The sequence below is a fragment of the Streptomyces durmitorensis genome, assembly GCF_023498005.1.
GTDB classification, from domain to species: domain Bacteria; phylum Actinomycetota; class Actinomycetes; order Streptomycetales; family Streptomycetaceae; genus Streptomyces; species Streptomyces durmitorensis.
This window is the reverse complement of the sequence record NZ_CP097289.1, coordinates 5,723,820-5,746,513: the sequence shown is the minus strand read 5'-3', so window position 1 is coordinate 5,746,513 and position 22,694 is coordinate 5,723,820. Positions and strand designations below refer to the sequence as shown.

General features: G+C 69.9%; 14 protein-coding genes. 6 read left to right on the top strand and 8 right to left on the bottom strand.

Features of this window, described 5'->3' with window-relative positions; all coding sequences use genetic code 11:
• Positions 1-48 precede the first annotated feature (48 nt).
• Both galE and M4V62_RS25720 read left to right on the top strand, forming a co-directional pair.
• On the top strand, positions 49-1,026 hold the full coding sequence (galE, locus tag M4V62_RS25725) for a UDP-glucose 4-epimerase GalE (RefSeq protein WP_249589586.1): 978 nt from the start codon (positions 49-51) through the stop codon (positions 1,024-1,026).
• 395 nt (positions 1,027-1,421) lie between these two features.
• On the top strand, positions 1,422-1,589 hold the full coding sequence (locus tag M4V62_RS25720; protein ID WP_249589585.1) for a hypothetical protein: 168 nt from the start codon (positions 1,422-1,424) through the stop codon (positions 1,587-1,589).
• Positions 1,590-1,633: 44 nt separating this feature from the next.
• Here M4V62_RS25720 and M4V62_RS25715 read toward each other — a convergent pair whose 3' ends face one another.
• Positions 1,634-2,254 (bottom strand): TetR/AcrR family transcriptional regulator, encoded by a 621-nt coding sequence (locus tag M4V62_RS25715; RefSeq protein ID WP_249589584.1) that lies wholly within the window; start codon positions 2,252-2,254, stop codon positions 1,634-1,636.
• Between the two features lie 143 nt (positions 2,255-2,397).
• On the opposite strand from M4V62_RS25715, the gene M4V62_RS25710 reads away from it, so the two are divergent.
• On the top strand, positions 2,398-3,318 hold the full coding sequence (locus M4V62_RS25710; protein ID WP_249589583.1) for an ABC transporter permease: 921 nt from the start codon (positions 2,398-2,400) through the stop codon (positions 3,316-3,318).
• Positions 3,311-4,192, top strand: a complete 882-nt coding sequence (locus M4V62_RS25705; RefSeq protein WP_425575285.1) for an ABC transporter ATP-binding protein — start codon at positions 3,311-3,313, stop codon at positions 4,190-4,192. Before M4V62_RS25710 ends, M4V62_RS25705 begins: the two co-directional genes overlap by 8 nt.
• An 18-nt stretch (positions 4,193-4,210) precedes the next feature.
• Here M4V62_RS25705 and M4V62_RS25700 read toward each other — a convergent pair whose 3' ends face one another.
• The 3 genes from M4V62_RS25700 to M4V62_RS25690 all read right to left on the bottom strand — a co-directional run bounded on the left by M4V62_RS25700 (position 4,211) and on the right by M4V62_RS25690 (position 13,338).
• Complete coding sequence (locus M4V62_RS25700; protein WP_249589582.1) at positions 4,211-5,353, bottom strand: glycosyltransferase; 1,143 nt, start codon at positions 5,351-5,353, stop codon at positions 4,211-4,213.
• On the bottom strand, positions 5,350-8,238 hold the full coding sequence (locus M4V62_RS25695; protein ID WP_249589581.1) for a bifunctional glycosyltransferase/CDP-glycerol:glycerophosphate glycerophosphotransferase: 2,889 nt from the start codon (positions 8,236-8,238) through the stop codon (positions 5,350-5,352). The genes M4V62_RS25700 and M4V62_RS25695 overlap by 4 nt, the downstream gene beginning before the upstream one ends.
• Positions 8,239-8,391: 153 nt before the next feature.
• Complete coding sequence (locus M4V62_RS25690) at positions 8,392-13,338, bottom strand: NAD-glutamate dehydrogenase (protein WP_249589580.1); 4,947 nt, start codon at positions 13,336-13,338, stop codon at positions 8,392-8,394.
• A gap of 541 nt (positions 13,339-13,879) precedes the next feature.
• Between M4V62_RS25690 and M4V62_RS25685 the strand changes: the two genes are divergently transcribed.
• Positions 13,880-14,446 (top strand): DJ-1/PfpI family protein, encoded by a 567-nt coding sequence (locus M4V62_RS25685; protein ID WP_249589579.1) that lies wholly within the window; start codon positions 13,880-13,882, stop codon positions 14,444-14,446.
• A gap of 239 nt (positions 14,447-14,685) precedes the next feature.
• Here the strand turns inward: M4V62_RS25685 and M4V62_RS25680 are convergent, their stop codons facing one another.
• The 3 genes from M4V62_RS25680 to M4V62_RS25670 all read right to left on the bottom strand — a co-directional run bounded on the left by M4V62_RS25680 (position 14,686) and on the right by M4V62_RS25670 (position 18,758).
• Positions 14,686-17,004, bottom strand: coding sequence for an ATP-binding protein (locus tag M4V62_RS25680; protein WP_249589578.1), 2,319 nt, complete (start codon positions 17,002-17,004; stop codon positions 14,686-14,688).
• 76 nt (positions 17,005-17,080) lie between these two features.
• Positions 17,081-17,758, bottom strand: a complete 678-nt coding sequence (locus M4V62_RS25675) for an HAD family hydrolase (RefSeq protein WP_249589577.1) — start codon at positions 17,756-17,758, stop codon at positions 17,081-17,083.
• Between the two features lie 502 nt (positions 17,759-18,260).
• Positions 18,261-18,758, bottom strand: a complete 498-nt coding sequence (locus M4V62_RS25670) for a DUF6912 family protein (RefSeq protein WP_249589576.1) — start codon at positions 18,756-18,758, stop codon at positions 18,261-18,263.
• A gap of 378 nt (positions 18,759-19,136) precedes the next feature.
• On the opposite strand from M4V62_RS25670, the gene M4V62_RS25665 reads away from it, so the two are divergent.
• On the top strand, positions 19,137-19,580 hold the full coding sequence (locus tag M4V62_RS25665) for an Rv3235 family protein (RefSeq protein WP_249589575.1): 444 nt from the start codon (positions 19,137-19,139) through the stop codon (positions 19,578-19,580).
• A 128-nt stretch (positions 19,581-19,708) separates the two neighbouring features.
• Here M4V62_RS25665 and secA read toward each other — a convergent pair whose 3' ends face one another.
• Entirely contained in the window at positions 19,709-22,549 is a 2,841-nt protein-coding gene (secA, locus tag M4V62_RS25660; protein WP_249589574.1) for a preprotein translocase subunit SecA, read from the bottom strand.
• Positions 22,550-22,694 lie beyond the last annotated feature (145 nt).

Genomic DNA, 22,694 nt, shown 5'->3' with positions numbered 1-22,694 from the left:
TGCGAGACTGCCCATCACTGGAGACACGACACGGAAGGCTCACTGACGATGACCTGGCTGATCACCGGCGGCGCCGGCTACATCGGGGCTCATGTGGTCCGCGCCATGACGGAGGCGGGCGAGCGGGCCGTGGTCTACGACGACCTGTCCTCGGGCATCGCCGAGCGCGTCCCCGACGGCGTGCCGCTGGTGACCGGCTCGACGCTGGACGCGGACCTGCTGTCCCGCACGCTGACGGAGCACGCCGTCACGGGGGTCGTGCACCTGGCGGCGAAGAAGCAGGTGGGCGAGTCGGTCGAGCAGCCGCTGCGGTACTACCACGAGAACGTGGAGGGCCTTCGGGTCCTGCTCTCGGCGGTGACGGACGCGGGGGTCGGTTCCTTCGTCCTCTCGTCGTCGGCCGCGGTGTACGGCATGCCCGACGTGGACCTGGTGACGGAGGAGACCCCCTGCCTCCCGATGAGTCCGTACGGCGAGACGAAGCTGGCGGGCGAGTGGCTGGTCCGCGCGACGGGCCGGGCGCACGGCCTGTCGACGGCGTCGCTGCGGTACTTCAACGTGGCGGGCGCGGCGAGCCCCGAGCTGGCCGACACGGGCGTCTACAACCTGGTCCCGATGGTCTTCGAGAAGCTCACGGACGGCGAGGCCCCGCGCGTCTTCGGCGCGGACTACCCGACCCCGGACGGCACGTGCGTACGCGACTACATCCACGTGACCGACCTCGCGGAGGCCCATGTGGCGACGGCCCGCAGGCTGGCCACGGCGCCGCGCGGCACCGACCTGACGCTCAACATCGGCCGCGGCGAGGGTGTTTCGGTCCTGGAGATGGCCAACCTGATCAACGAGGTCACGGGGTACGACCTGCCGCCCACGGTGGGCCCACGCCGCCCCGGCGACCCGGCCCGTGTGGTGGCCTCGGCGGACCGCATCGCCGCCGAGCTCGGCTGGTCGGCCAAGCGGGACGTGCGCGAGATGGTGGCTTCGGCGTGGGCCGGGTGGGTGCGGCTGCATCCGCCGCGGGGTTGAGCCCGAGCGAGCGGATCAACTGGGCGATGCCCCCAGATGCGCAGCGCGACGGCCACGGCGGCGGGCGGGTCACCGCCCGCGTGCAGCGGCGGTCGGGCGAAAGGGAGCACTCAGCGATGTTCAGGCGGCGCCGCCGGACTCGACCGGCCCAGCGCGGGGACCGTACGCGTCGCAGCCGGGAACGCTCGCGAGGGGACGTGCCGGTATGTCCGCCCGGAGCACGGTTCCCCGCACTCCAGCACCGAAGCAGCAATCGCGGCCACCGGACGATAGCGAGGACGGACATACCGGCGCGGCCCCGCCCCCAAGACGGACCAACCCCGCACCCCCGCACCCCGCACCCCCGCCCAAGCCCAAGCCCAAGCCCACCGCAGGGATCCCGCACACTTGACCCCATGAAGATCCTGCTCTGGCTCGTGCTCGCCGTCGCCCTCGTCGTCAACATCTCGTCCAGCTTCGTCATCGACGACAACACACGGCAGGCCCTGGTCAGCGTGGCCACCGGCGTCATAGCCCTCGCCTGCGGCGTGACCCTCTTCGTCAAGCGGGAGAAGCGGACCTGACCTGACGTCAGAGCTCAGCCACTGTCACTCGGCGGCAGCCCCACTCACAAAGCCCGAAGCGCCGCCGCAGTAGCCGTCGCGAGGCTGCCCAGATACCCCTTGGGCAGCTCGGCCCGCACCACCACGGACCGCCAGTAGAGCGGCCCCGACACCAGGTCGAGGGCGAGGTCCTCGTCGACCCCGTCCCGCACCTCGCCCCGCGCCACGGCCGCCCGCACGATGCCGTTCGCCACCCCGTGCTGCCCCTCCCGCAAGGCCTTCTGCATGGCCTGTGCGATCTCCGGGTTGCGTGCCGCCTCCGCCTGCAGATCGGGGATCACCTGCGAGGCCACGGGGTGCCGCAGGGCGCGCGACGTCACCTCGTACAGCAGCCGCAGATCGCCCTCCAGGGAGCCGCTGTCCGGCATCGGCAGACCCTGGACCGCTATCGCCGACACCAGGTCGAGCACCAGATGCAGCTTGGAGCGCCAGCGGCGGTACACCGCGGTCTTGCCGACGCCCGCGCGGCGCGCGATGCCCTCGATGGACATGCGCGCGTACCCGACCGCCGCGAGCTCCTCGAAGACGGCGGCCCTGATGGCCTCGGTCACATCCTCACGGAGCACCGCGGCCCCCGCGGGCGCCCTGCGGCGCGGCTGTTCATCTCCTGGCCTGCTCGTCGTCATGCGGACAGCATAGAACGTGACGACGATACGGTTGCGTTCCGACGTCGCATGGTCCTACTCTCGACGTTGCGACGATACGGACCCGTCCCGACGTCAGGCCCGGCCGCTCGCACCCCCACGGCTCCCGAGTGAAAGCAGCGGACGTGAGTCAGGTCATCGACGCTCCACCCCGCCCCGCGGCCGCCGCCCCGGCCGTCCCCGATGCCGCCGAGCTCGCCGCCCGGCACGGCCTGACCGTCAGCGGCGCCCGCCCCACGCTCCCGGCGTACGTCCGCCAGCTCTGGCAGCGGCGCCACTTCATCACCGCCTTCGCGACCGCCAAGCTCACCGCCCAGTACAGCCAGGCGAAGCTCGGCCAGGTCTGGCAGGTCATGACGCCGCTCCTGAACGCGGCGGTGTACTACTTCATCTTCGGCGTGCTGATGAACACCAAGCACGACGTCCCGGACTACGTCCCGTTCCTGGTCACCGGCGTCTTCATCTTCACGTTCACGCAGAGCTCGGTGATGGCGGGCACCCGCGCCATCGCCGGCAACCTCGGCCTGGTGCGCGCCCTGCACTTCCCGCGGGCCGCGCTGCCGGTCTCGTTCAGCCTCCAGCAGCTCCAGCAGCTCCTGTTCTCCATGGGCGCGCTGGTCGTGATCCTGCTCTGCTTCGGCGTGCCGCCGAGCATGTCCTGGTTCCTGGTGGTCCCGGTCCTGGTCCTGCAGTTCACGTTCAACACGGGCCTGGCCCTGGTGATGGCCCGCCTGGGCAGCAAGACTCCGGACATCGCCCAGCTGATGCCGTTCGTGCTGCGCACGTGGATGTACGTGTCCGGCGTGATGTGGAGCATCGACGCGATCCTCAAGGACCAGCACCTGCCGCACGCGCTCCAGGTCCTCCTGGAGTGCAATCCGGCCGCCATCTACATCGACCTGATGCGGTTCGCTCTCATCGACAGCTTCCACGCGGACCAGCTCCCGCACCACGTCTGGGCGTGGGCCGTCGGCTGGGCTCTGCTCGCCGGGGTCGGCGGGTTCATCTACTTCTGGAAGGCAGAGGAGACGTACGGCCGTGGCTGAGAAGACAGCAACCCCCACAACGACAGATCTCCCCACCGACACCCACACCCCCGCACCGACTCCAGCACCCACCCCCACCCCGGCCCCGGCCCCGGCACCAGCCCCCACGGTCATCGTCGACCAGGTCGACATCGTCTACCGGGTGCACGGCGCCGGATCCCCCTCCGGCCGGGGCAGCGCGACCGCCGCCCTGGGCCGCATCCTCAAGCGGGGCAAGGGCCGCGAGGAGTCCGGCGTACGCAAGGTGCACGCCGTCAGAGGTGTCTCCTTCACCGCCCGCAAGGGCGAGGCCATCGGCCTGATCGGCACGAACGGCTCGGGCAAGTCGACCCTCCTGAAGGCGGTCGCGGGGCTCCTGCCCGTCGAGAACGGCCGCATCTTCACCGACGGACAGCCCTCGCTGCTCGGCGTGAACGCGGCCCTGATGAACGACCTCACCGGCGAGCGCAACGTCCGCCTCGGCGGCCTGGCCATGGGCATGAGCCGCGAGCAGGTCCAGGAGCGCTACCAGGACATCGTCGACTTCTCCGGGATCAACGAAAAGGGCGACTTCATCACGCTGCCCATGCGGACGTACTCCTCCGGCATGGCCGCCCGCCTGCGCTTCTCCATCGGCTCCGCCAAGGACCACGACGTCCTGCTCATCGACGAGGCCCTGGCGACGGGCGACCGCTCCTTCCAGAAGCGCTCGGAGGCCCGCATCCGCGAGCTGCGCAAGCGCGCGGGCACGGTCTTCCTCGTCAGCCACAACAACAAGTCGATCCGCGACACCTGCGAGCGCGTGCTCTGGCTGGAGCACGGCGAGCTGCGCATGGACGGCCCCACGGAGGACGTCCTGAAGGAGTACGAGCGGTTCACGGGCGGCAAGAAGTAGCGAAGCCGCCCCGGCGGCCTACCGCTCCAGGAACAGGAACAACTCCTCCCAGCGCCGCACGACTTCATCCGTCGTGTAGCGCTGGATGTTCACCCTGGCAAGCTCCCCCATCCGGTCCCGCAGCTCCTTGTCGGACATCAACGTGTCCAGCCTGCGCGCCAGTTCACCCGTGTTCCCGAGCCGCGCGAGCAGCCCGTCCACACCGTCCCGCACGATCTCGTGCACGCCCGGCGCGCAGTCGAAGGCCGCGCACGGCACAGCGGTGGCCATCGCCTCCATCAGCGCGAGCGGAAAGCCCTCGCCGCGCGACGACTGCACGAACACCGACCCGCCCCGCAGCGCGCCCGGCACATCGCTCGTCCGCCCCATCCACTCCACGGAGCCGTCGAGGCCGAGCGACGTGCACTGCTTCTTGAGGATCTCCTCGTCCTCGCCGGAGCCGTAGATCCGCAGCGTCCAGTCCGGGTGCAGCGGCGCGACCTCCGCCCAGGTGTCGAGGAGCATGTCGATACCCTTCTGGTCGTGCAGCCTGCCGATGCTGGTGACGACCTTCTCCGTGCGCTGCGAGGGCACCTCGGGCATGAAGGGCAGCGGGTTCGGCATGAAGGACGCGTTGTCCAGGCCCTGCCTGATCCACAGGTCGGCGTCCTCGCGGGTGAGCGCGAGCATCCGGTCGACGTCCTTGTAGTGCTTGCGCACACGGTTGCCGCGCGAGGACGCCCGCGAGTAGGCGTACGACTCATGGCTCATGCCGATGACCGTCATGCCGCTGGTGTCGGCGAGTTCGACCCACTCCATCGCCCACACCTGCGTGACGATGACGACGGCTCCGGGCCCGGCCTGCGCGAAGAGCGCGGTCATCCTGGCGGCCTGCTCGTGCATGCCCGCCTCGCGCCGCGCGCGCAGCCGGTGCTCGGCCACGTTGAGCCGCCCCTTGATGCCGCGCACCGGGCCGACACGCGGCGGATGCTCGTCGTACAGCGTCGTGGTGGGGTACGGCAGGTCCGTGCCGACGTCCTGCGGTACGCCGGGGTCGGTGATGCCGATGACGTGCACGCGGTGGCCGCGCTCGACGAAGAGGCGGGCCATCTGATGGGACCAACTGGTGATCCCGCCCAGCTCGTTGACGCTGTTGGAGACGAAGAATATGTCCCGGTTCACTTGCCGCTCCAGTGCGAGAAGAACTGATCGACGACGCTCTTGGCGGCATCGCCCCGGTCGTACTCACCGAACTCGGCCACGAACCGCGCCCGCGCGTCCCCGTACTCAAGTGCCTGCTCGTCGAGCGCCTTCAGCGCCCCGAACAGCTCCTCCTCGGTGTCGACGACCGGTCCGGGAGCCCGTTCCCGCAGGTCGAAGTAAGTGCCTCGCCCTTCGTGCACGTACTCCTCGTAGTCGTACGTGAAGAACAGCATCGGCCGGTCGAGAAGGGCGTAGTCGAACATCACGGACGAGTAGTCGGTGATCATCGCGTCGGCGAGCTGATAGAGCGGTGTGACGTCGTGGTATGCGGAGACGTCGATGACGCGTCCGCGCACGGACGGCGGGAGCACCACGTGGTTGAGGTAGTGCGAGCGCACGAGCAGGACGTACCGGTCGCCGAACTCCTCGGCGAACCGCTCCACGTCGAAGGGCAGTTCAAAGCGCCCGTGCCGCCCGCCGTGCCGGCGGAAGGTCGGCGCGTAGAGCAGCACCTGCTTGTCCTCGGGGATGCCCAACTCCACTGCCAGCGAACCGCGTTCGCGCACACCGCTCGTGTCCTCGGCCCTCTTCGCCCGCACCAGCGCGTCGTTGCGCGGATAGCCGACCCGCAGCAGCACCTTCTCCTTCAGGCGCAGGGCCTTGGCGAGGGTCCGCACGTCGTGCTCGGAGCGGATCAGGAAGCGGTCGAAGCGGTCGAGCACCCGCTGCTGCTCGTCCTGCTGCGGCTTGCCGCGCAGCTTCCACGCGGGCTCGTCGAAGCCCATGCGCTTGAGCGCGGAGCCGTGCCAGGTCTGGATGTACGTCGTTCCTGGACGCTTGGTGAGCTTGAGCGGGTAGCTCTGGTTGTCGACCCAGAACTCGGCCTGCGCCAGGGCCCGCAGGTACGGCAGCGACCAGCGCCGTACCAGCGTCGCGTCCTCGGGGAAGCCCTTCGGGTTCCCGGTGTAGGACCACACGGCGTCGAAGTCGAGCCCCTGGCGCCGCATCTCCTCGTAGATCGCCCGGGGGCTGTCGCTGTACTGCTTGCCGAGGTGGCTCTCGAAGACGACCGTGCCCTTCTTCACCGGAAGGCGGCTGAACACCTCGTCGTACACGCGCAGTCTGCTCTGCCCGGACGTGAGGTCCTTCCGCAGCTTCTTCGCCCTGCGGAAGCCGGACTTGGCGAGCCGCCCCGGTACGCCCTGCGTGCCGCGCGCCACCAGGTCCTGGATCCGGCCGCCCGCCGCGTCCCGCGTGACGAGGCGGAACGCGAGGTGGCCGCGCTGCGAGACCTCCGGCTCCAGGTGGTCGGCGACCAGGCGGGTCAGCCTCGGCCGCACCGGAAGCATCCCCTCGGCGAGCCCCGGGTCGCCCGCGGTGAGCCGCGTCCGGGTGCGCACGCCGTCGGCGGTGAGGTGCAGGCGCACGTCCCACACCGCGTCGACGACGCCGAGCGGGCGAAGGCGCCGGGCGAGGTCGGCGGACGCCTCCCAGGTGATGACATCACCCTCGTACCGCACGGCGGATACCGGGAAGCGGAAGGACTGGAGGCTGCGGCGGCGCGCGCTGAACTCCAGCTCGGCGGTGAGCACGGCGTCCGGTGCGACGGTGCCGAGCGGGTTGGTGATGCGGCCCGCCATGCGCACCGTCCCCGCCGACTCCTCGTACCGCGTCAGGACGTTGCGCAGGAACATCTGGTCGAAGCGCTTGCTGTGATAGCCGAGCGCGGTGACGTCGAGGACCTGGCGGCCGAACGGGTCGTCGAGGTGCTCGGCGCACCAGTACACGTGGCCGTCCCGCTCGGCCAGCGGCGCGGAGATCTTGTCGCGGTTGGTGAGGGTGTCGACGGCTGGCAGCAGGTTCTCCCAGTCGCCCTGCTCCAGGAGGTAGCCGCAGATGGCCTGAATGGGCTGCACCTCGGCGTACGCGGCGCGGTCGAGGCCGGCGAGATAGCCGCGCGCGAGGCCCGCGAATTCCTGCCGGAAGGAGGCGTCGCGGAAGGGCAGGTCGCGCAGGTGGAGCACCAGGTCGTGCTTGAGGAACTTGATGTCCTTGGCCAGGCGCAGCTCGTCGAGGCCGCGCTCCGCGAGCAGCGCGTCGATCCGGCGGTGGATCTCAAGGCGGTGCTCGAAGTTGGTCATCTCGTGGCGCCGGTTGGTCACGGACTTCGCCTCGGCCCGCTCGTGGACGTGCCAGAAGTAGACCTGGTTGGGGATGAGCGTGATGCGCTCGGCGGCGAGGTAGGCCTCGGCGATGAACATCAGGTCCTCGTAGAACATCCCCTTGGGGAAGCGCAGGGCGTTCTCGACGAGGAAGTCGCGGCGGTAGAGCTTGTTCGTGGAGAGCGTGTCCCAGACGAACAGGTCGGGCAGCTCGGTGACGGACTCCAGGGTGCGGGTCGTGGCGTAGAGCCAGGGGTACCACCGGTCGCGCTTCTTGTTGCGGGTGTCCATGGAAAGGCGTACGCAGAGCCCGGAGACGATGTCGGAGCCGTCGCGCTCGGCGGCCTCCAGGAGGTTGCGGCAGGCGTTGCGCTCCAGGACGTCGTCGCTGTCGAGGAACATCACGTGGCGGCCGACGGTGTGGCCGATTCCTACGTTGCGGGGTTCACCGCCCGCGCCGCTGTTCTCCGGGAGCTGGTAGGCCCGCACCCGCTCGGGGTGCTCGGCGGCCAGCTCCTGCGCCGTCCCGTACGAGCCGTCCGTGCTGCAGTCGTCGACGATGACGACCTCGACGCCGCGCAGCGTCTGGTCGAGCACCGACTGGACGGCGGTCGGCAGCCGCTCGGCGTCGTTGTAGACGATCACCACTACGGACACATCGGGTCGCGCCTCCGGCGTCCCCCGCTCACCTATCGCTCCCATGCGTCCCTCCAGTCAGATGCCAGCTCATCCTACTAATTATCGCTAATGCCCGATTGGCGCTCTTCAGGGGGGTGTGAACGGCCTAGTCCCGATACGCGAAAGGGGGCGCCCCGAGCCGTCAGGCTCGGGGCGCCCCCATCGACGTACGACGGACTACGAGTGGGTGCGCAGCAGCGTCCTCATGGTCCGCATGGCGACCGACAGGTTCGCCAGGTCGAACGCGTCCGAGCTCTGGATCTCGTCCAGCGTCGTCCGCGACCGGCTCAGGATCGCCGCGTTCTTCTCCTCCCAGGCCTTGAAGCGCTGCTCGGGAGTGTCCTCGCCGTTCCCGGCGGCGAGCACGTCGGCCGTCAGGGCGGCGTGCGCCGCGTACAGGTCCTCGCGGATCGACGCACGCGCCATCGACTGCCAGCGGTCGGCCCGCGGCAGCTCGATGATGCGGTCCATGAGCTGGGTGATCCGCAGCCGATCCGCGAGGTCGTAGTAGACCTCGGCGACGGCCATCGGCTCCTTGTCCATGCGGTCGGCGATCGCCACGATGTCCAGCGACGGGAAGGCCGACGAGAACCCGGCGACGCGCTGGGCGAGTTCGTCGGGGACGCCCGCGCCCGTCAGCTCGTCCCGGATGCTCTGGTACCACTCCTGGTCGGAGCCGCGCAGCAGCTTGGGCAGCTCGGTCCAGACCTCGGCGACTCCCTCGCTGAAGAAGTCGATGGTCTCGGCGAGCTGGAGCGGCTGCGGCCGGTTGTTGAGCAGCCAGCGCGTGCCGCGCTCGACCAGACGGCGCGAGTGCAGCCGGACGCGCGTCTGGACGTCGGCCGCCACCACGTTGTCGAGCGCCTCGACCGCGTCCCAGACCTTGCTCAGACCGAAGATCTCGCGGGCCGCGAGCTGCGCCCGCACGATCTCCTCGAGCGAGGCGCCCGTCTCCTCGCGGAGGCGGTGCAGGAAGGTCGAACCACCGGTGTTCACCGTGTCGTTGACCAGAACCGTGGTGATGATCTCGCGGCGCAGCGCGTGCTCGTCGATCTGCTCGGGGAACTTCTCCTGAAGTGCCTGGGGGAAGTACGCGTGCAGCAGACGGCGCAGGTAGTCGTCGTCCGGGAGCGTGGTCTGGATCAGCTCGTCGGCGGCCGTGATCTTCGTGTACGCGAGGAGCACGGCGAGCTCGGGCTGGCTGAGCCCGCGGCCGGAGTTCAGGAGCTCACGGATCTGCCGGTCGGTCGGCAGGAACTCCAGGCCCCGGTCCAGGTGACCGTCACGGCCCAGGCGGCGCATGAAGCGCTGGTGGGCGTGGAGGAGGGACGGGGACTGGGCGACCGCGTTCGACAGGGCGGTGTTCTGCGCGTAGTTGTTGCGCAGGACCAGGGTCCCGACCTCGTCCGTCATCGCGGCGAGGAACTTGTTGCGCTGCTTGACGGTCATGTCGCCGGCTCCGACGACCGCGTTGAGCAGGATCTTGATGTTCACCTCGTGGTCGGAGGTGTCCACGCCCGCGCTGTTGTCGATGGCGTCGGTGTTGATGTGCCCGCCGGCGCGCGCGAACTCGATGCGGCCCAGCTGGGTCAGACCGAGGTTGCCGCCCTCGCCGACGACCTTGACGCGCAGGTCGGCGCCGTTCACGCGGATCGCGTCGTTCGCCTTGTCGCCGACATCGCTGTTCGACTCGGCCGACGACTTCACGTACGTACCGATGCCGCCGTTCCACAGCAGATCGACCGGCGCCTGGAGGATCGCCTTCATCAGGTCGGCCGGGGTCATCTTCGCGACGCCCGTCTCGATGCCGAGTGCCTCGCGGATGTGGGCGTTCAGCTGGATCGCCTTGGCGCTGCGCGGGAAGATCCCGCCGCCCGCGGAGAGCAGCTCCTTGTTGTAGTCCGCCCAGGAGCTGCGCGGCAGCTCGAAGAGGCGGCGCCGCTCGGCGTACGAGGTGGCGGCGTCGGGCCTCGGGTCGATGACGATGTGCCGGTGGTCGAAGGCGGCCACCAGGCGGATGTGCTCGCTGAGGAGCATTCCGTTGCCGAACACGTCACCGGACATGTCGCCGACGCCGACGACCGTGAAGTCCTCGGTCTGGGTGTCGGTGCCCAGCTCCCGGAAGTGCCGCTTGACGGACTCCCAGGCGCCGCGGGCGGTGATGCCCATGCCCTTGTGGTCGTAACCGGCGGAGCCGCCGGAGGCGAAGGCGTCACCGAGCCAGAAGTTGTAGGACTGGGCGACCTCGTTCGCGATGTCCGAGAAGGTCGCCGTCCCCTTGTCGGCCGCGACCACGAGGTACGTGTCGTCCTCGTCGTGCCGCACGACGTCGGCCGGCGGCACGACCTCGCCCGCGACCAGGTTGTCGGTGATGTCGAGCAGCGCCGAGATGAACGTCTTGTAGCAGGCCACGCCCTCGGCCAGCCACGCGTCGCGGTCCACGGACGGGTCGGGCAGCTGCTTGGCGACGAAGCCGCCCTTGGCGCCGACGGGCACGATGACGGTGTTCTTCACCATCTGCGCCTTGACCAGACCGAGGATCTCGGTGCGGAAGTCCTCACGCCGGTCGGACCAGCGAAGACCACCGCGGGCGACCTTGCCGAAGCGCAGGTGCACGCCCTCGACGCGCGGCGAGTACACCCAGATCTCGTACGCCGGACGCGGCGCCGGAAGGTCCGGGATGGCCTGCGGGTCGAACTTCATGGAGACGTAGTTGTGCGGCTTGCCGCCCTCCGCCTCCTGGAAGAAGTTCGTGCGCAGCGTCGCCTTGATGACGGTGAGGAAGGACCGCAGGATGCGGTCCTCGTCCAGGCTCGCCACCTGGTCGAGCGCGCCGTCCAGCTCCTCCAGGAGCCCGTCGGTCAGCTCGGTCCCGGCGCGCTGGCGGTCCGGGGACATCCGCGCCTCGAAGAGCGAGACGAGCAGGCGGGTGGTGTGGACGTTGTTGCGGAGGGTGTCCTCCATGTAGTCCTGGCTGAACGTGGAGCCCGCCTGGCGCAGGTACTTGGCGTAGGCGCGAAGGACCATCGCCTGACGCCAGTTGAGCCCGGCCCGCAGGACGAGCGAGTTGAACCCGTCGACCTCGGCCTCGCCCGTCCAGGCGGCGGAGAAGGCCTCCTGGAAGCGCTCGCGGCCGTCGTCGCCGAGATAGTCGCCGTTGCCGTTCTGCGACTTGGGCAGGCGAAGGCCGAAGTCGTAGATCCACGCGTTCGTGCGGTCGGTGCAGCGCAGCTCGTAGGGCCGCTCGTCGGTGACCTCGACGCCCAGGCGCTGGAGGACCGGCAGGACGGCGGAGAGCGAGACCTGGCCGCCCGAGCGGTAGATCTTGAAGCGGCGCTCGCCGGGGGCGGCGCCCACCGGCTCGTACAGGCTGAGCGCGAAGTCCTCGCGCCCGTGCTTGAGCTGCTCCAGGTGCTGGAGGTCGGCGACGGCGGCGCGCGGCGTGTGGTCGGCCTTGTACCCCTCGGGGAAGGCGCCCGAGTAGCGGCGAAGGAGTTCGGCGGCGCGCTCCTCGCCGCACTCGGCGGTCAGCGCCTCGCCGAAGCCGTCGGCCCAGGAGCGTGCGGCCTCGACGAGCCGCGCCTCGATGCGGTCGGTGTCGGCGTCGGTGAGCTGCGGGAGCCCGCCGCCCGGCGCGACACGCACCACGAAGTGCAGCCGGGAGAGGATCGACTCGGTGTTCCAGGCGGTGAAGTCGACGCTGTCGCCGCCGAGCTCCTCCTTGAGGATGTCGATGATCCGCAGGCGCACGCCGGTGGTGTAGCGGTCACGCGGCAGGTAGACCAGGGCCGAGTAGTAACGGCCGTACTCGTCCTTGCGCAGGTAGAGCCGCAGCCTGCGCCGCTCCTGGAGGTAGAGCACGGACGTGACGATGGCGCGCAGCTCGTCGGGCGGGGTCTGGAAGAGCTCGTCGCGGGGGTACGTCTCCAGGATCTGGAGCAGGTCGCGGCCGTCGTGGCTGTTGGGCGAGAAGCCCGCACCCTTGAGGACCTCCTGGACCTTGCGCCGGATGACCGGCACCCGGCGCACGGACTCGGTGTACGCGGCGGACGAGAAGAGCCCGAGGAAGCGCCGCTCGCCGATCACGTTGCCCTCGGCGTCGAACTTCTTCACGCCGACGTAGTCGAGGTAGCTGGGCCGGTGCACGGTGGCGCGGCTGTTGGCCTTGGTCAGCACGAGCAGCTTGTGCTCACGGGCCTTGGCACGCGCGTCCGCGGGCAGCCGACTGAAGGAGGGGCTGACCGGGTGGTCCTCCTCCCCGTCGTGCTGCGGGTCGGCGCGCAGGATGCCGAGGCCGGTGCCGGGCACCGCGGCGAGCGAGTCGTCGTCGTTGAGGTCGTACTCACGGAAGCCGAGGAAGGTGAAGTGGTTGTCGGCGAGCCAGCGAAGGAGCTCGCGGGCCTCGTCGACCTCCTGGTCGCGCAGGTCGTCGGCGGTCGGCTCGGAGGGCAGCTCATCGGCGATGCGCAGCGCGGCATCGCGCATCTTCTCCCAGTCCTCGACGGTCTCGCGTACGTCGGAGAGGACCCGGAGCAGATCGGCGCTGATCTGCTTGAGGTCCGCGCGGTCGGTCTCGCGGTCCATCTCGACGTGGATCCAGGACTCGGTGACCGCGTCGTGCGGGCGCTCCGTGCCGGGGTCGGTGAGGACCTCGAGGAGCTTGCCGGTCAGATCCCGTCGTACGACGACCTGGGGGTGGATGACGACATGGATGCCGCGCCCCTGCCGCGAGAGCTCATTGGTGACCGAGTCGACCAGGAAGGGCATGTCGTCGGTGACCACCTCGACGACGGAGTGGCTGCACGTCCAGCCGTTCTCCTCGACGGTCGGGGTGTGCACTCTGACGTTGGCCGTGCCCTGCGGGCGGTTCTCGGCCAGCCGGTAATGGGAGAAGGCTGCTCCGAAGACGTCGACCGGGTCACGGTCGGCGAGATCCTCCGGGGCGGTGTGCAGGTAGTAGCGCTGGAGGAACGCGAGGGCCGTGTCCTGGTCGGGCGTGGCCTCGTCGCCCTTCGACCCGGTGGGTGCCCCATTCGGTAGGCGCCCCCCAACCGGGCTGTTCTCAGCTACCCGGGCCGCCCTTGTGAGCAGCTCGGCTTTGGCTTCGTCCAGCTTGGTCTGCATTGTCCTCTGACTCCTGTCGCGCGCCGTTGCGTGACGTAGGGAAGTGATCCGACGTAACGCCGCGACGCGGGGTCTCCGGTCGAAGTCGACGTTATGCCGCGGTGAGAGATGAGCGGGCGGTTATCCGCCATTTTCAGCGGTTTCGCTGACCGATGGCCGGGATGATCTGGCTGGCCGCACCGCGAAGAAGCGTCAGCGACGCCCCGGGCACGGATGTCCTCCGTGTTCCCCGGGCGCAGGGCGGGGGCGTACACGCCCCCGCGGGATATCGCGCTGATCACGGGTCAAGGCTATCGCCCTCCACCCGGGAGTCGTCATGAGCCGTATGTGTACAAAAGCAGGGGTGGAACTTTGACACTCTGCACAGAGACTTTCGCGCCATCCGTCGACGATGAACCCTCCCCGCAAACCGGTGGGCCCTCTTGGCAAACCGGACGGGCGGATGCACGTTGAGCGGGACGGACGGACAGCGCGCGACGGACGGACCCGGTCCGCCCACGACTACGGACCCGGTCCGCCCACGATTGGGGAGCGAGCACCGATGGCAGCCAAGATCCTGATAGTGACCGGCGACGCGGCGGAGTCCCTGGAGGTCCTGTACCCCTACCAGCGGCTGCGCGAGGAGGGGTACGACGTCCACATCGCCGCCCCCGCCCGCAAGAAGCTGCAGTTCGTGGTGCACGACTTCGAGCCCGGCTTCGACACGTACACGGAGAAGCCCGGCTACACCTGGCCCGCGGACCTCGCCTTCTCCGAAGTCGATCCCGGCCAGTACGCCGCTCTGGTGATCCCGGGCGGCCGGGCACCCGAGTATCTGCGCAACGACCCGGAGCTCCGCAAGATCCTCAAGTCCTTCTTCGACTCGGACAAGCCGGTCGCCCAGATCTGCCACGGCCCGCTCCTGACGGCGGCGATCGGCGGCCTGAGCGGCCGCAGGGTCACGGCGTACCCGGCCCTGGAGCTGGACATGCAGACGGCGGGCGCGACGTTCCGTGACGCGGAGGTGGTGGTCGACGGCACGCTGGTCTCGGCCCGCGCCTGGCCGGATCACTCGGGCTGGATGAGGGAGTTCCTGACGGTGCTGCGGGCGAAGGCGCCCGTGACGTAGAGCCGGGACGCGCGGAAGGGTCGGTACGTATACCGATCAGGCCGGGGCCGTGGAAATGCGTATACGGTTCCGGGCCGGTACCGATGCAGTGCACACGCACAAGCCGTCATGCTGTCCCCTGTGCCGCTTTCCGGCCACACAGACGTGCCTGCCCTCGTCGGCGAGGGCAGGCACGGTGCGTTGTACGGGGGGGGCGATCGGATGCGTTGTACGGCGGGGCGATCGGATGCAGGGAGCCGTCAACTCCCCAAGGCCCCCAGGCCCGCAACCCCCGCGATCTCCGTCCGAGAGGAAACCCCCAGCTTCGCCAGAATGTGCTCCACATGCGCATCAGCGGTCCGCTTCGAGATGACCAGCCGCTCGGCGATCTCCCGGTTGGACATGCCCTGCGCCACCAGCGCCGCCACCTCCCGCTCACGCCGGGTCAGCACATCGAGCCCGGCACCCCCCACGCCCCGCGGCCCCGGCACGGCGGCGGGCCGGTCCAGGTCGGCCTGAGCCGCGGCCACCGCCTCCCGCATGGACAGCCGCTCGCCCTCCCCGTACCACCGGGCGAAGGCCTGCTCGCCGAGCGCCTCCGCGACCTGCTCGCGCACCTGGGCATGCAGCCCCCGCAGCGTCGGGAACATCCCGAACGTGTCCCCGGTACGGCTCCGCGCCGCCTCCACGTACCCGAGGAGCCAGGCGGCCCTGATCCACCGCTCCTCCTGGGCCGCCGCCCAGGAGAGCCCGGCGCAGCACAGCCTCGCGGCCAGCGCCTCGCCGATCCGCCCGACGGAGTCCAGCGCCTGCCGCAGCGTCTGCGCGCTCTCCTTGCCGCGGCCCGCCACCCAGAGGGAGACGCCCTTCACCATGAGGGCCGCGCCGCGCAGATGCCGCTCACCCTCGAAGGGCTCGAGGTGCGCCAACGCCTCGTCGCACAGTTCGAGGGCGAGCGCGGGATCCCCCAGCGCCGCTCTGACGGCCGCCTCCTCGTGGCAGAACAGCGCCGACCGCGCCGGGTCACCGACCTCGACGAGCCGCACCCTGGCCCGCCCCATCTCGGCCAGGGCCTCGGCGAGGTCACCGGAGCCGGAGCCCGAGCCCGAGCCCGCCGCCAGAATGACCCGGGTGCCCGCCAGTTCGGCCTCGGCAAGTCCCGCGACACCGTCGTCCCCGACGCGCCGCGCGACACCGACCGCCTCGGTGAGCCGCTCAAGGGCGGCCCCGGGATTGCCGAGCCACAGGCAGAACTCACCGGTCCTGTGCAGCCCCGCGGCCCGCTCAGGGCTGTCGCCGGGCGCCGCGCGCAGCCCCTTGTCGATCCAGCGCTCCCCCTCGGACATGGCGCCCACCGCCCGCCAGTGCGGCCAGAGCCGGGTGGCGAGCAGCAGCCCCTCGCGCTCAAGGCCCGGCGTCCCGTACGCGTACTCCAGCGCGGCCCGCACATCGTCCTCGGCATCCCGCGCCGCCGCGTGCAACGCCACCTGCTCCGCGCTCAGGAAACGCTCCTCGAAGCGCCGCCCCAGCTCTCCGTAGTACGTGAAGTGCCGCTGCCTTGCCTCGTCCGTGTCCGTCCCGAGCCGCTCGGCGCCGTACTCCCTGATGGTGTCGAGCAGCCGGTAGGTGTCCCCCGCTCCCCGCTGCACCACCGACTTGTCCACGAGCCCGATCAGATACTCGATGACCTCGCAGGCAGGCAACTCCGCACCGCCCGCGCAGACTTGCTCGGCAGCCGCGAGGTCGAAGGTCCCCGCGAACACCGAGAGCCTGGCCCACACCACGCGCTCGGGCTCCGTGCACAGCTCGTGGGACCAGTCGATCGCCGTACGCAGCGTCTGGTGCCGCGTGAGCGCGGTGCGCCGACCGCCGGTGAGCACCCGGAACCGGGCGTCGAGCCGGGCGGCGAGCTGCTCCAGCGGCACCGCGCGCAGCCGCACGGCGGCGAGCTCCAGCGCGAGCGGAATGCCGTCGAGCCGGCGCACCAGGGCGCTCAGCAGCTCCCGGTTGCCCTCGCTCACGGCGAACCCCGGCACCACGGCACCGGCCCGCTGCACGAACAGCTCCACGGCCTCGGCCCCGCCGAGCGGTTGCAGGGGCCAGCAGCTCTCGCCCGGCACGTCGAGCGGCTGTCTGCTGGTGGCGAGGACGCTGGTGCCCGGCGCCTCCCTGAGCAGCACATCGGCGAGCATGGCGCAGGCGTCCACCAGATGCTCACACGTATCAAGAACGATCAGCGCCCGCCGCTGCTGCAGAAAATCGACCACGGCGTCGAGCGGTTGCACCCCGGTCTGCTCGGGCAGTCCGAGCACGGTGGCGAGGGTCCCCGGCAGCAGCTCCGGATCCCGCAGCGCGGACAGCTCGGCGAGCCAGACCCCGTCGGGAAACCGCTCGGCGGCCCCCGCGGCCACCCGCAAGGCCACCCGGGTCTTGCCGACGCCTCCGGGCCCCACGACGGTCACAAGCCGGGACTGCCCGAACGCCCGCCCCAAGGCGGCGACATCCTCGCCCCGACCCACGAAGCTGGTGGTCTCAGCGGGCAACCGACCACTCCTGCGCTGCCCGAAGCCGAATCCCATGTCGCCCCCGCTACGCCCGCGTCGGAACCATCCCACCCAGCGTACGCACCCGACCGCACAGGGTAAGCCGCTTCACCTAAGCAGCCAGCCGCTCGGCCACCTCCACGGCCTCGGCAAGACTGTCGACCACGGGAACCTGCACCCCCACGGCCTCCAGACTGGCCCTGCTGTGCGACCCCCCGGTGTAGAGCACGGCCTGCGCACCCACATGCGCCGCCGCGACCGCGTCATCGACGGCGTCCCCGATGACCACGACACGCTCGGCGGCAGCGACTCCCTCAAGAGCCGCAAGGTGCCGCACCATCCGCTCGGCCTTGCCCGCGTGCGAGGCGTCCATGCGCCCGTCGATGCGCACGAAGTGCTCCTCGATCCCGTGCCGCCGCACGATCGGCACGAGGTGCTCGTGCGGCGCGAGCGACAGCAACGACTGCGTACGCCCGGCTGCCCGCCGCTCGGCGAGCAGCTCGGCGGCACCGTCGGCCAGGCCGCAGGCCTCGGCCCGAGCCCAGTAGTGCTTGTGGAAGACGGCGTCCATGACTTCCCACTCGGCGTCCGTGGGCAACCGCCCCATGAGCCGCTCGTAGAAGAGCGGGACAGGCACGCAGTACAGGTCGCGATACCGCTCGAGCGTGATCGGATCCAGCCCGATCTCCGCGAACGAAGCGTTCGTCGACTCGATCACCGCATGAATGTCATGCAGGAGTGTCCCGTTCCAGTCCCACACGATGTGCGCCCCGCGCTGCAGCTTCCCCATACGGAAACGCTACCCGCCCCCACCGACAACCCACTCCCCCGGCAACACAGCCCCGCAACAAACAGGCCCGCCGCTCCGCGACGGATACTTCCCGCCCGCCCACCCGATTACCCCGCAGCATCCAGTGCGCCGAACACCCAAGCAAGAAGGCACCCGCAGCCGGCAGCGCACCCGAGGGGACGTGCCGGTATGTCCGCCCGGAGCACGGCTCCCAGCACTCCCCCACCGAAGAAACCGCACGGCCACCGGACGATAGCGAGGACGGACATACCGGCACGGCCCCGCCCCCAAAGACAGACCAGCCCCGCAGCACGCACGCCCCCGCAGCCGGCAGCGCACCCGAGGGGACGTGCCGGTATGTCCGCCCGGAGCACGGCTCGCGGCACTCCAGCAGCGAAGCAACCCCGCGGCCACCGGACGATAGCGAGGACGGACATACCGGCGCGGCCCCGCCCCCAAGGCGGACCAGCTCCGTACCCCGCCCAAGCCCCGCAGGGACCCCTCAGCCGATCAACCCAGGAATCTCCTGCGTCGCGAACCACAGCAGCTCATGATCCTCGACCCCGTCCACAGTGAACCGCGCGTCATCGTCCCCCTGATCCGCAGCCCCCAGCACCCCCACCGCCGCGGCGACATCCCCCTCCGCGTCCTCCGCGTCCACATGCACGGCGGCAACCTTCTTGAACCCCAGCACCCCGGCGACCCGAACCTCACCAAGAGCCGCGTCCGGCCCCAGCTCCGGCTCCAGCCCCGCATCCGGCACATCCGCAGCCACCACAACCCGCCGCCGAGCCACCCCCGCGTCACCGGCGATCAACCGCAGCGAAGCAAGCGCGGCCCGGTTCAGGGCGGCGTACTCCAGCTCCTCGATGTCATCGGAGACGTACCACTCACGCAGAGCAGGCGTCACGGCATAGGCGGTCAGCGGCGCCGGCCCCAGCTCGCCCGCCTTGTACGCCTCGGCGAGACGGCTCAGGGTCAGGGGAACGTAGACGCGCATGACGGCCCGCTTTCACAGTCGGAATCACAGATTCTGAAGGCACCTGAAGACACCTGAGGACACCTCGAGGCACCTGAACAGGCCCCCAGAATACGTGCGGGCGTCCCCCTTCGAGCTGTGCCCCACACCCACCCCCCACGTCACCCGCGACGCCCGCCCTTCACCCGGCCCACCCCAACGCCCCCAAGGAACAACGCACCCCTGGCCACCCAGATAGGTGACTCCCCCGCCCCTCGCCCCCGGACCCCGCAGCCCCTTGCGACCCCCGCCTCCGCCCCCGTACAAGATCTCCGACGGAAGTTACTCCCCGGTATCCCAGGATCGAGCACCCCAGGAGCCGGACAGCGAAGCCGGAGGCACCACGGTATGCAGAAGGTGATGACCAGGCCCCGCCCCCGCCCGGCGACGACCACACGCCCACCGGGCCGCACGGACCCCCGCCGCCCCTCGGCGGCAGCACGTACCCCCACACGCCCCCTCAGGACCCCACCCCAACCCCCACCGCACCCCACGGAGCTCTTCGCCGAACGCCTGCTCCTGGTGCTCAGCGGCCAGAAGCCGGTCCACTGGGCGGCCCGCCACATCGCCCACACCGCGTTCGACGACCTGACCCGCCTCGCCGAACTCGCGCCCTTCAACGTGAACGACCGACGCCCCACGATCCACCGGATCGGCCACTACGAACCCCGCCCCGGGGTCTACGAGGTCTTCGCGAGGATCGGCGCGGGCTCCGCCCTCAGGGCCCTGGCGTTCCGCCTGCACCTGGGCGACGACCAGAGGTGGCGCTGCACGGCGGTAGAAGTGGGCGCTCCACCCCCGTGAAGGCCCCGGGAAGCCCCCGGGAAAGCCCCGGGGATGCCCCGGGAAAGCCCCCGGACAAGGCGAGAGGGCCGGGACACCTCACGGCGCCCGGCCCTCCACAGCACTACCTGACGCAAAGCGTCACGCCACTACTTCTTGCGGCGCCGCCCACCCTTCTGAGCCTTACGCCGCTCGGCACGCGTCATCCCGTCCGACTCGGACCGCACACCCGCGTCCTCGGTCTCGAAGTCCCCCTCGTCGACCCCGCCCTCGGCGTTCGGCGCCTGGAAGTGGAGACGGTCGGGGCGCTGCGGGGCGTCGAGCCCCTTGGCGCGGATCTCGGGACGGCCGCCGCCGGCCGGAACGGCGTCCTTCTTGTCCAGGGACGTGGCCCCGGCCGCGTCCGACACCGGAACCTCCTCGACCTGCTGCTCGACCTGGACCTCCAGGTTGAACAGGTAGCCGACGGACTCCTCCTTGATGCCGTCCATCATGGCGTTGAACATGTCGAAGCCCTCGCGCTGGTACTCGACCAGCGGGTCCTTCTGCGCCATGGCGCGGAGGCCGATGCCCTCCTGGAGATAGTCCATCTCGTAGAGGTGCTCACGCCACTTGCGGTCGAGCACCGAGAGGACGACGCGCCGCTCCAGCTCACGCATGATCTCGGAGCCGAGCTGCTCCTCACGCGTCTCGTACTGCTGGTGGATGTCGTCCTTGATGGACTCGGAGATGAACTCGGCGGTCAGACCCGCGCGGTCACCCGCGTCCTCCTCCAGCTCGTCGATGGTGACCTTCACCGGGTAGAGCTGCTTGAAGGCGCCCCACAGCCGGTCCAGGTCCCACTCCTCGGCGAAGCCCTCGGCGGTCTCCGCCGAGATGTACGCGTCGATCGTGTCGTCCATGAAGTGCGTGACCTGCTCCTGGAGGTTCTCGCCCTCCAGGACGCGGCGACGCTCGCCGTAGATGACCTCGCGCTGGCGGTTGAGGACCTCGTCGTACTTCAGGACGTTCTTGCGGGTCTCGAAGTTCTGCTGCTCGACCTGGGACTGGGCGGACGCGATCGCGCGCGTCACCATCTTGTTCTCGATCGGTACGTCGTCCGGGACGTTCGCCATGGCCATCACGCGCTCGACCATCTGCGCCTTGAACAGGCGCATCAGGTCGTCGCCGAGCGAGAGGTAGAAGCGGGACTCGCCGGGGTCGCCCTGACGGCCGGAGCGACCGCGCAGCTGGTTGTCGATGCGGCGCGACTCGTGACGCTCGGTGCCAAGGACGTAGAGCCCACCCAGGCTCTTGACCTCCTCGAACTCCGCCTTCACGGACCGCTCGGCCTTCTCCAGGGCGGCGGGCAGCGCGGCGGCCCACTCCTCGACGTGCTCGACGGGGTCGAGACCGCGCTGGCGCAGCTCCGCCTCTGCGAGGTCGTCGGGGTTGCCGCCGAGCTTGATGTCCGTGCCTCGTCCGGCCATGTTCGTGGCGACGGTGACGGCGCCCTTGCGGCCGGCCTGGGCGATGATCGGCGCCTCACGGTCGTGCTGCTTCGCGTTGAGCACCTCGTGCTGGACGCCGCGCTTGGAGAGCTGCTGGGAGAGGTACTCCGACTTCTCCACGGAGGTCGTGCCGACCAGGATCGGCTGGCCCTGCTCGTGCTTCTCGGCGATGTCGTCGACGACGGCGGCGAACTTCGCGACCTCGGTGCGGTAGATCAGGTCCGACTGGTCGGCGCGGACCATGGGCCGGTTCGTCGGGATCGGCACGACGCCCAGCTTGTAGATCTGGTGGAACTCGGCGGCCTCGGTCATGGCCGTACCGGTCATGCCGCAGAGGCCGGGGGTTTCCTTGCCGTCGTGGTCGTGGCGCTTGTAGAGCCGGAAGAAGTTCTGCAGGGTGATCGTGGCCAAGGTCTGGTTCTCGTCCTTGATGTCCACCCCTTCCTTCGCCTCGATCGCCTGGTGCATGCCCTCGTTGTAGCGGCGGCCGGCGAGGATACGGCCGGTGTGCTCGTCGACGATCATGACTTCGCCGTCGATGACGACGTAGTCCTTGTCCTTCTTGAAGAGTTCCTTGGCCTTGATGGCGTTGTTCAGGTAACCCACGAGCGGGGTGTTCACCGACTCGTACAGGTTGTCGATGCCCAGCCAGTCCTCGACCTTGGCGACGCCGGACTCGTGGATGGCGACGGTGCGCTTCTTCTCGTCGACCTCGTAGTCGCCGGTCTCCTCGATGCCCTTCAGCTGGTTGCCGGGCTCGCCCTTGGTGAGGCGGGTGACCAACTTGGCGAAGTCGCCGTACCACTTGGTGGCCTGGTCGGCGGGGCCGGAGATGATCAGCGGCGTACGGGCCTCGTCCACGAGGATCGAGTCGACCTCGTCGACGATCGCGAAGTTGTGGCCGCGCTGCACCAGTTCGTCCTTCGACCACGCCATGTTGTCGCGCAGGTAGTCGAATCCGAATTCGTTGTTCGTGCCGTACGTGATGTCGCTCGCGTACTGCTCGCGGCGCTGGGCCGGCGTCATGTTGGCGATGATGCAGCCGACGGACAGACCCAGGAACTTGTGGACGCGGCCCATCATCTCGGAGTCGCGCTCGGCCAGGTAGTCGTTGACCGTGATCAGGTGCACGCCCTTGCCCGACAGGGCGTTGAGGTACGCGGGGAGGGTGCCGACGAGCGTCTTGCCCTCACCGGTCTTCATCTCGGCCACATAGCCGAGGTGCAGCGCGGCGCCGCCCATCATCTGGACGTCGTAGTGCCGCTGGCCGAGGACGCGCTTGGCGGCCTCACGCACCGTGGCAAAGGCTTCGGGGAGGAGGTCGTCAAGGGTCTCGCCGTCGGCGTAACGCTCCTTGTACTCCTCGGTCAGCGCGCGCAGCTCGGCGTCGGAGAGGCTGACGAAGTCCTCTTCGATGGAGTTGACCTGGTCCGCGATGCGGTGCAGCTTGCGCAGGATCTTGCCTTCGCCTGCACGCATGATCTTCGAGAGGACGGACACGGGGGTTGGTCTCCTTGCCGGTCGGGCCTGGCATGGTCGGTTTACTCATAGGGCAACGGCCATCGTAAGCGAGGAGCGGGCCGCGCCGGGAGGTCTGCCGATACGTCAACGGACGGGGGGCCTGGAAGGTGCCGGGTTGTGCCGA

Coding starts and splice junctions, on each gene's coding strand:
- galE (WP_249589586.1), top strand. CDS start 49: ATGACCTGGCTGATCACCGGCGGCGCCGGCTACATCGGGGCTCATGTG.
- M4V62_RS25720 (WP_249589585.1), top strand. CDS start 1,422: ATGAAGATCCTGCTCTGGCTCGTGCTCGCCGTCGCCCTCGTCGTCAAC.
- M4V62_RS25715 (WP_249589584.1), bottom strand. CDS start 2,254: ATGACGACGAGCAGGCCAGGAGATGAACAGCCGCGCCGCAGGGCGCCC.
- M4V62_RS25695 (WP_249589581.1), bottom strand. CDS start 8,238: ATGGGAGCGATAGGTGAGCGGGGGACGCCGGAGGCGCGACCCGATGTG.
- M4V62_RS25690 (WP_249589580.1), bottom strand. CDS start 13,338: ATGCAGACCAAGCTGGACGAAGCCAAAGCCGAGCTGCTCACAAGGGCG.
- M4V62_RS25685 (WP_249589579.1), top strand. CDS start 13,880: ATGGCAGCCAAGATCCTGATAGTGACCGGCGACGCGGCGGAGTCCCTG.
- M4V62_RS25680 (WP_249589578.1), bottom strand. CDS start 17,004: ATGGGATTCGGCTTCGGGCAGCGCAGGAGTGGTCGGTTGCCCGCTGAG.
- M4V62_RS25675 (WP_249589577.1), bottom strand. CDS start 17,758: ATGGGGAAGCTGCAGCGCGGGGCGCACATCGTGTGGGACTGGAACGGG.
- M4V62_RS25670 (WP_249589576.1), bottom strand. CDS start 18,758: ATGCGCGTCTACGTTCCCCTGACCCTGAGCCGTCTCGCCGAGGCGTAC.
- M4V62_RS25665 (WP_249589575.1), top strand. CDS start 19,137: ATGACCAGGCCCCGCCCCCGCCCGGCGACGACCACACGCCCACCGGGC.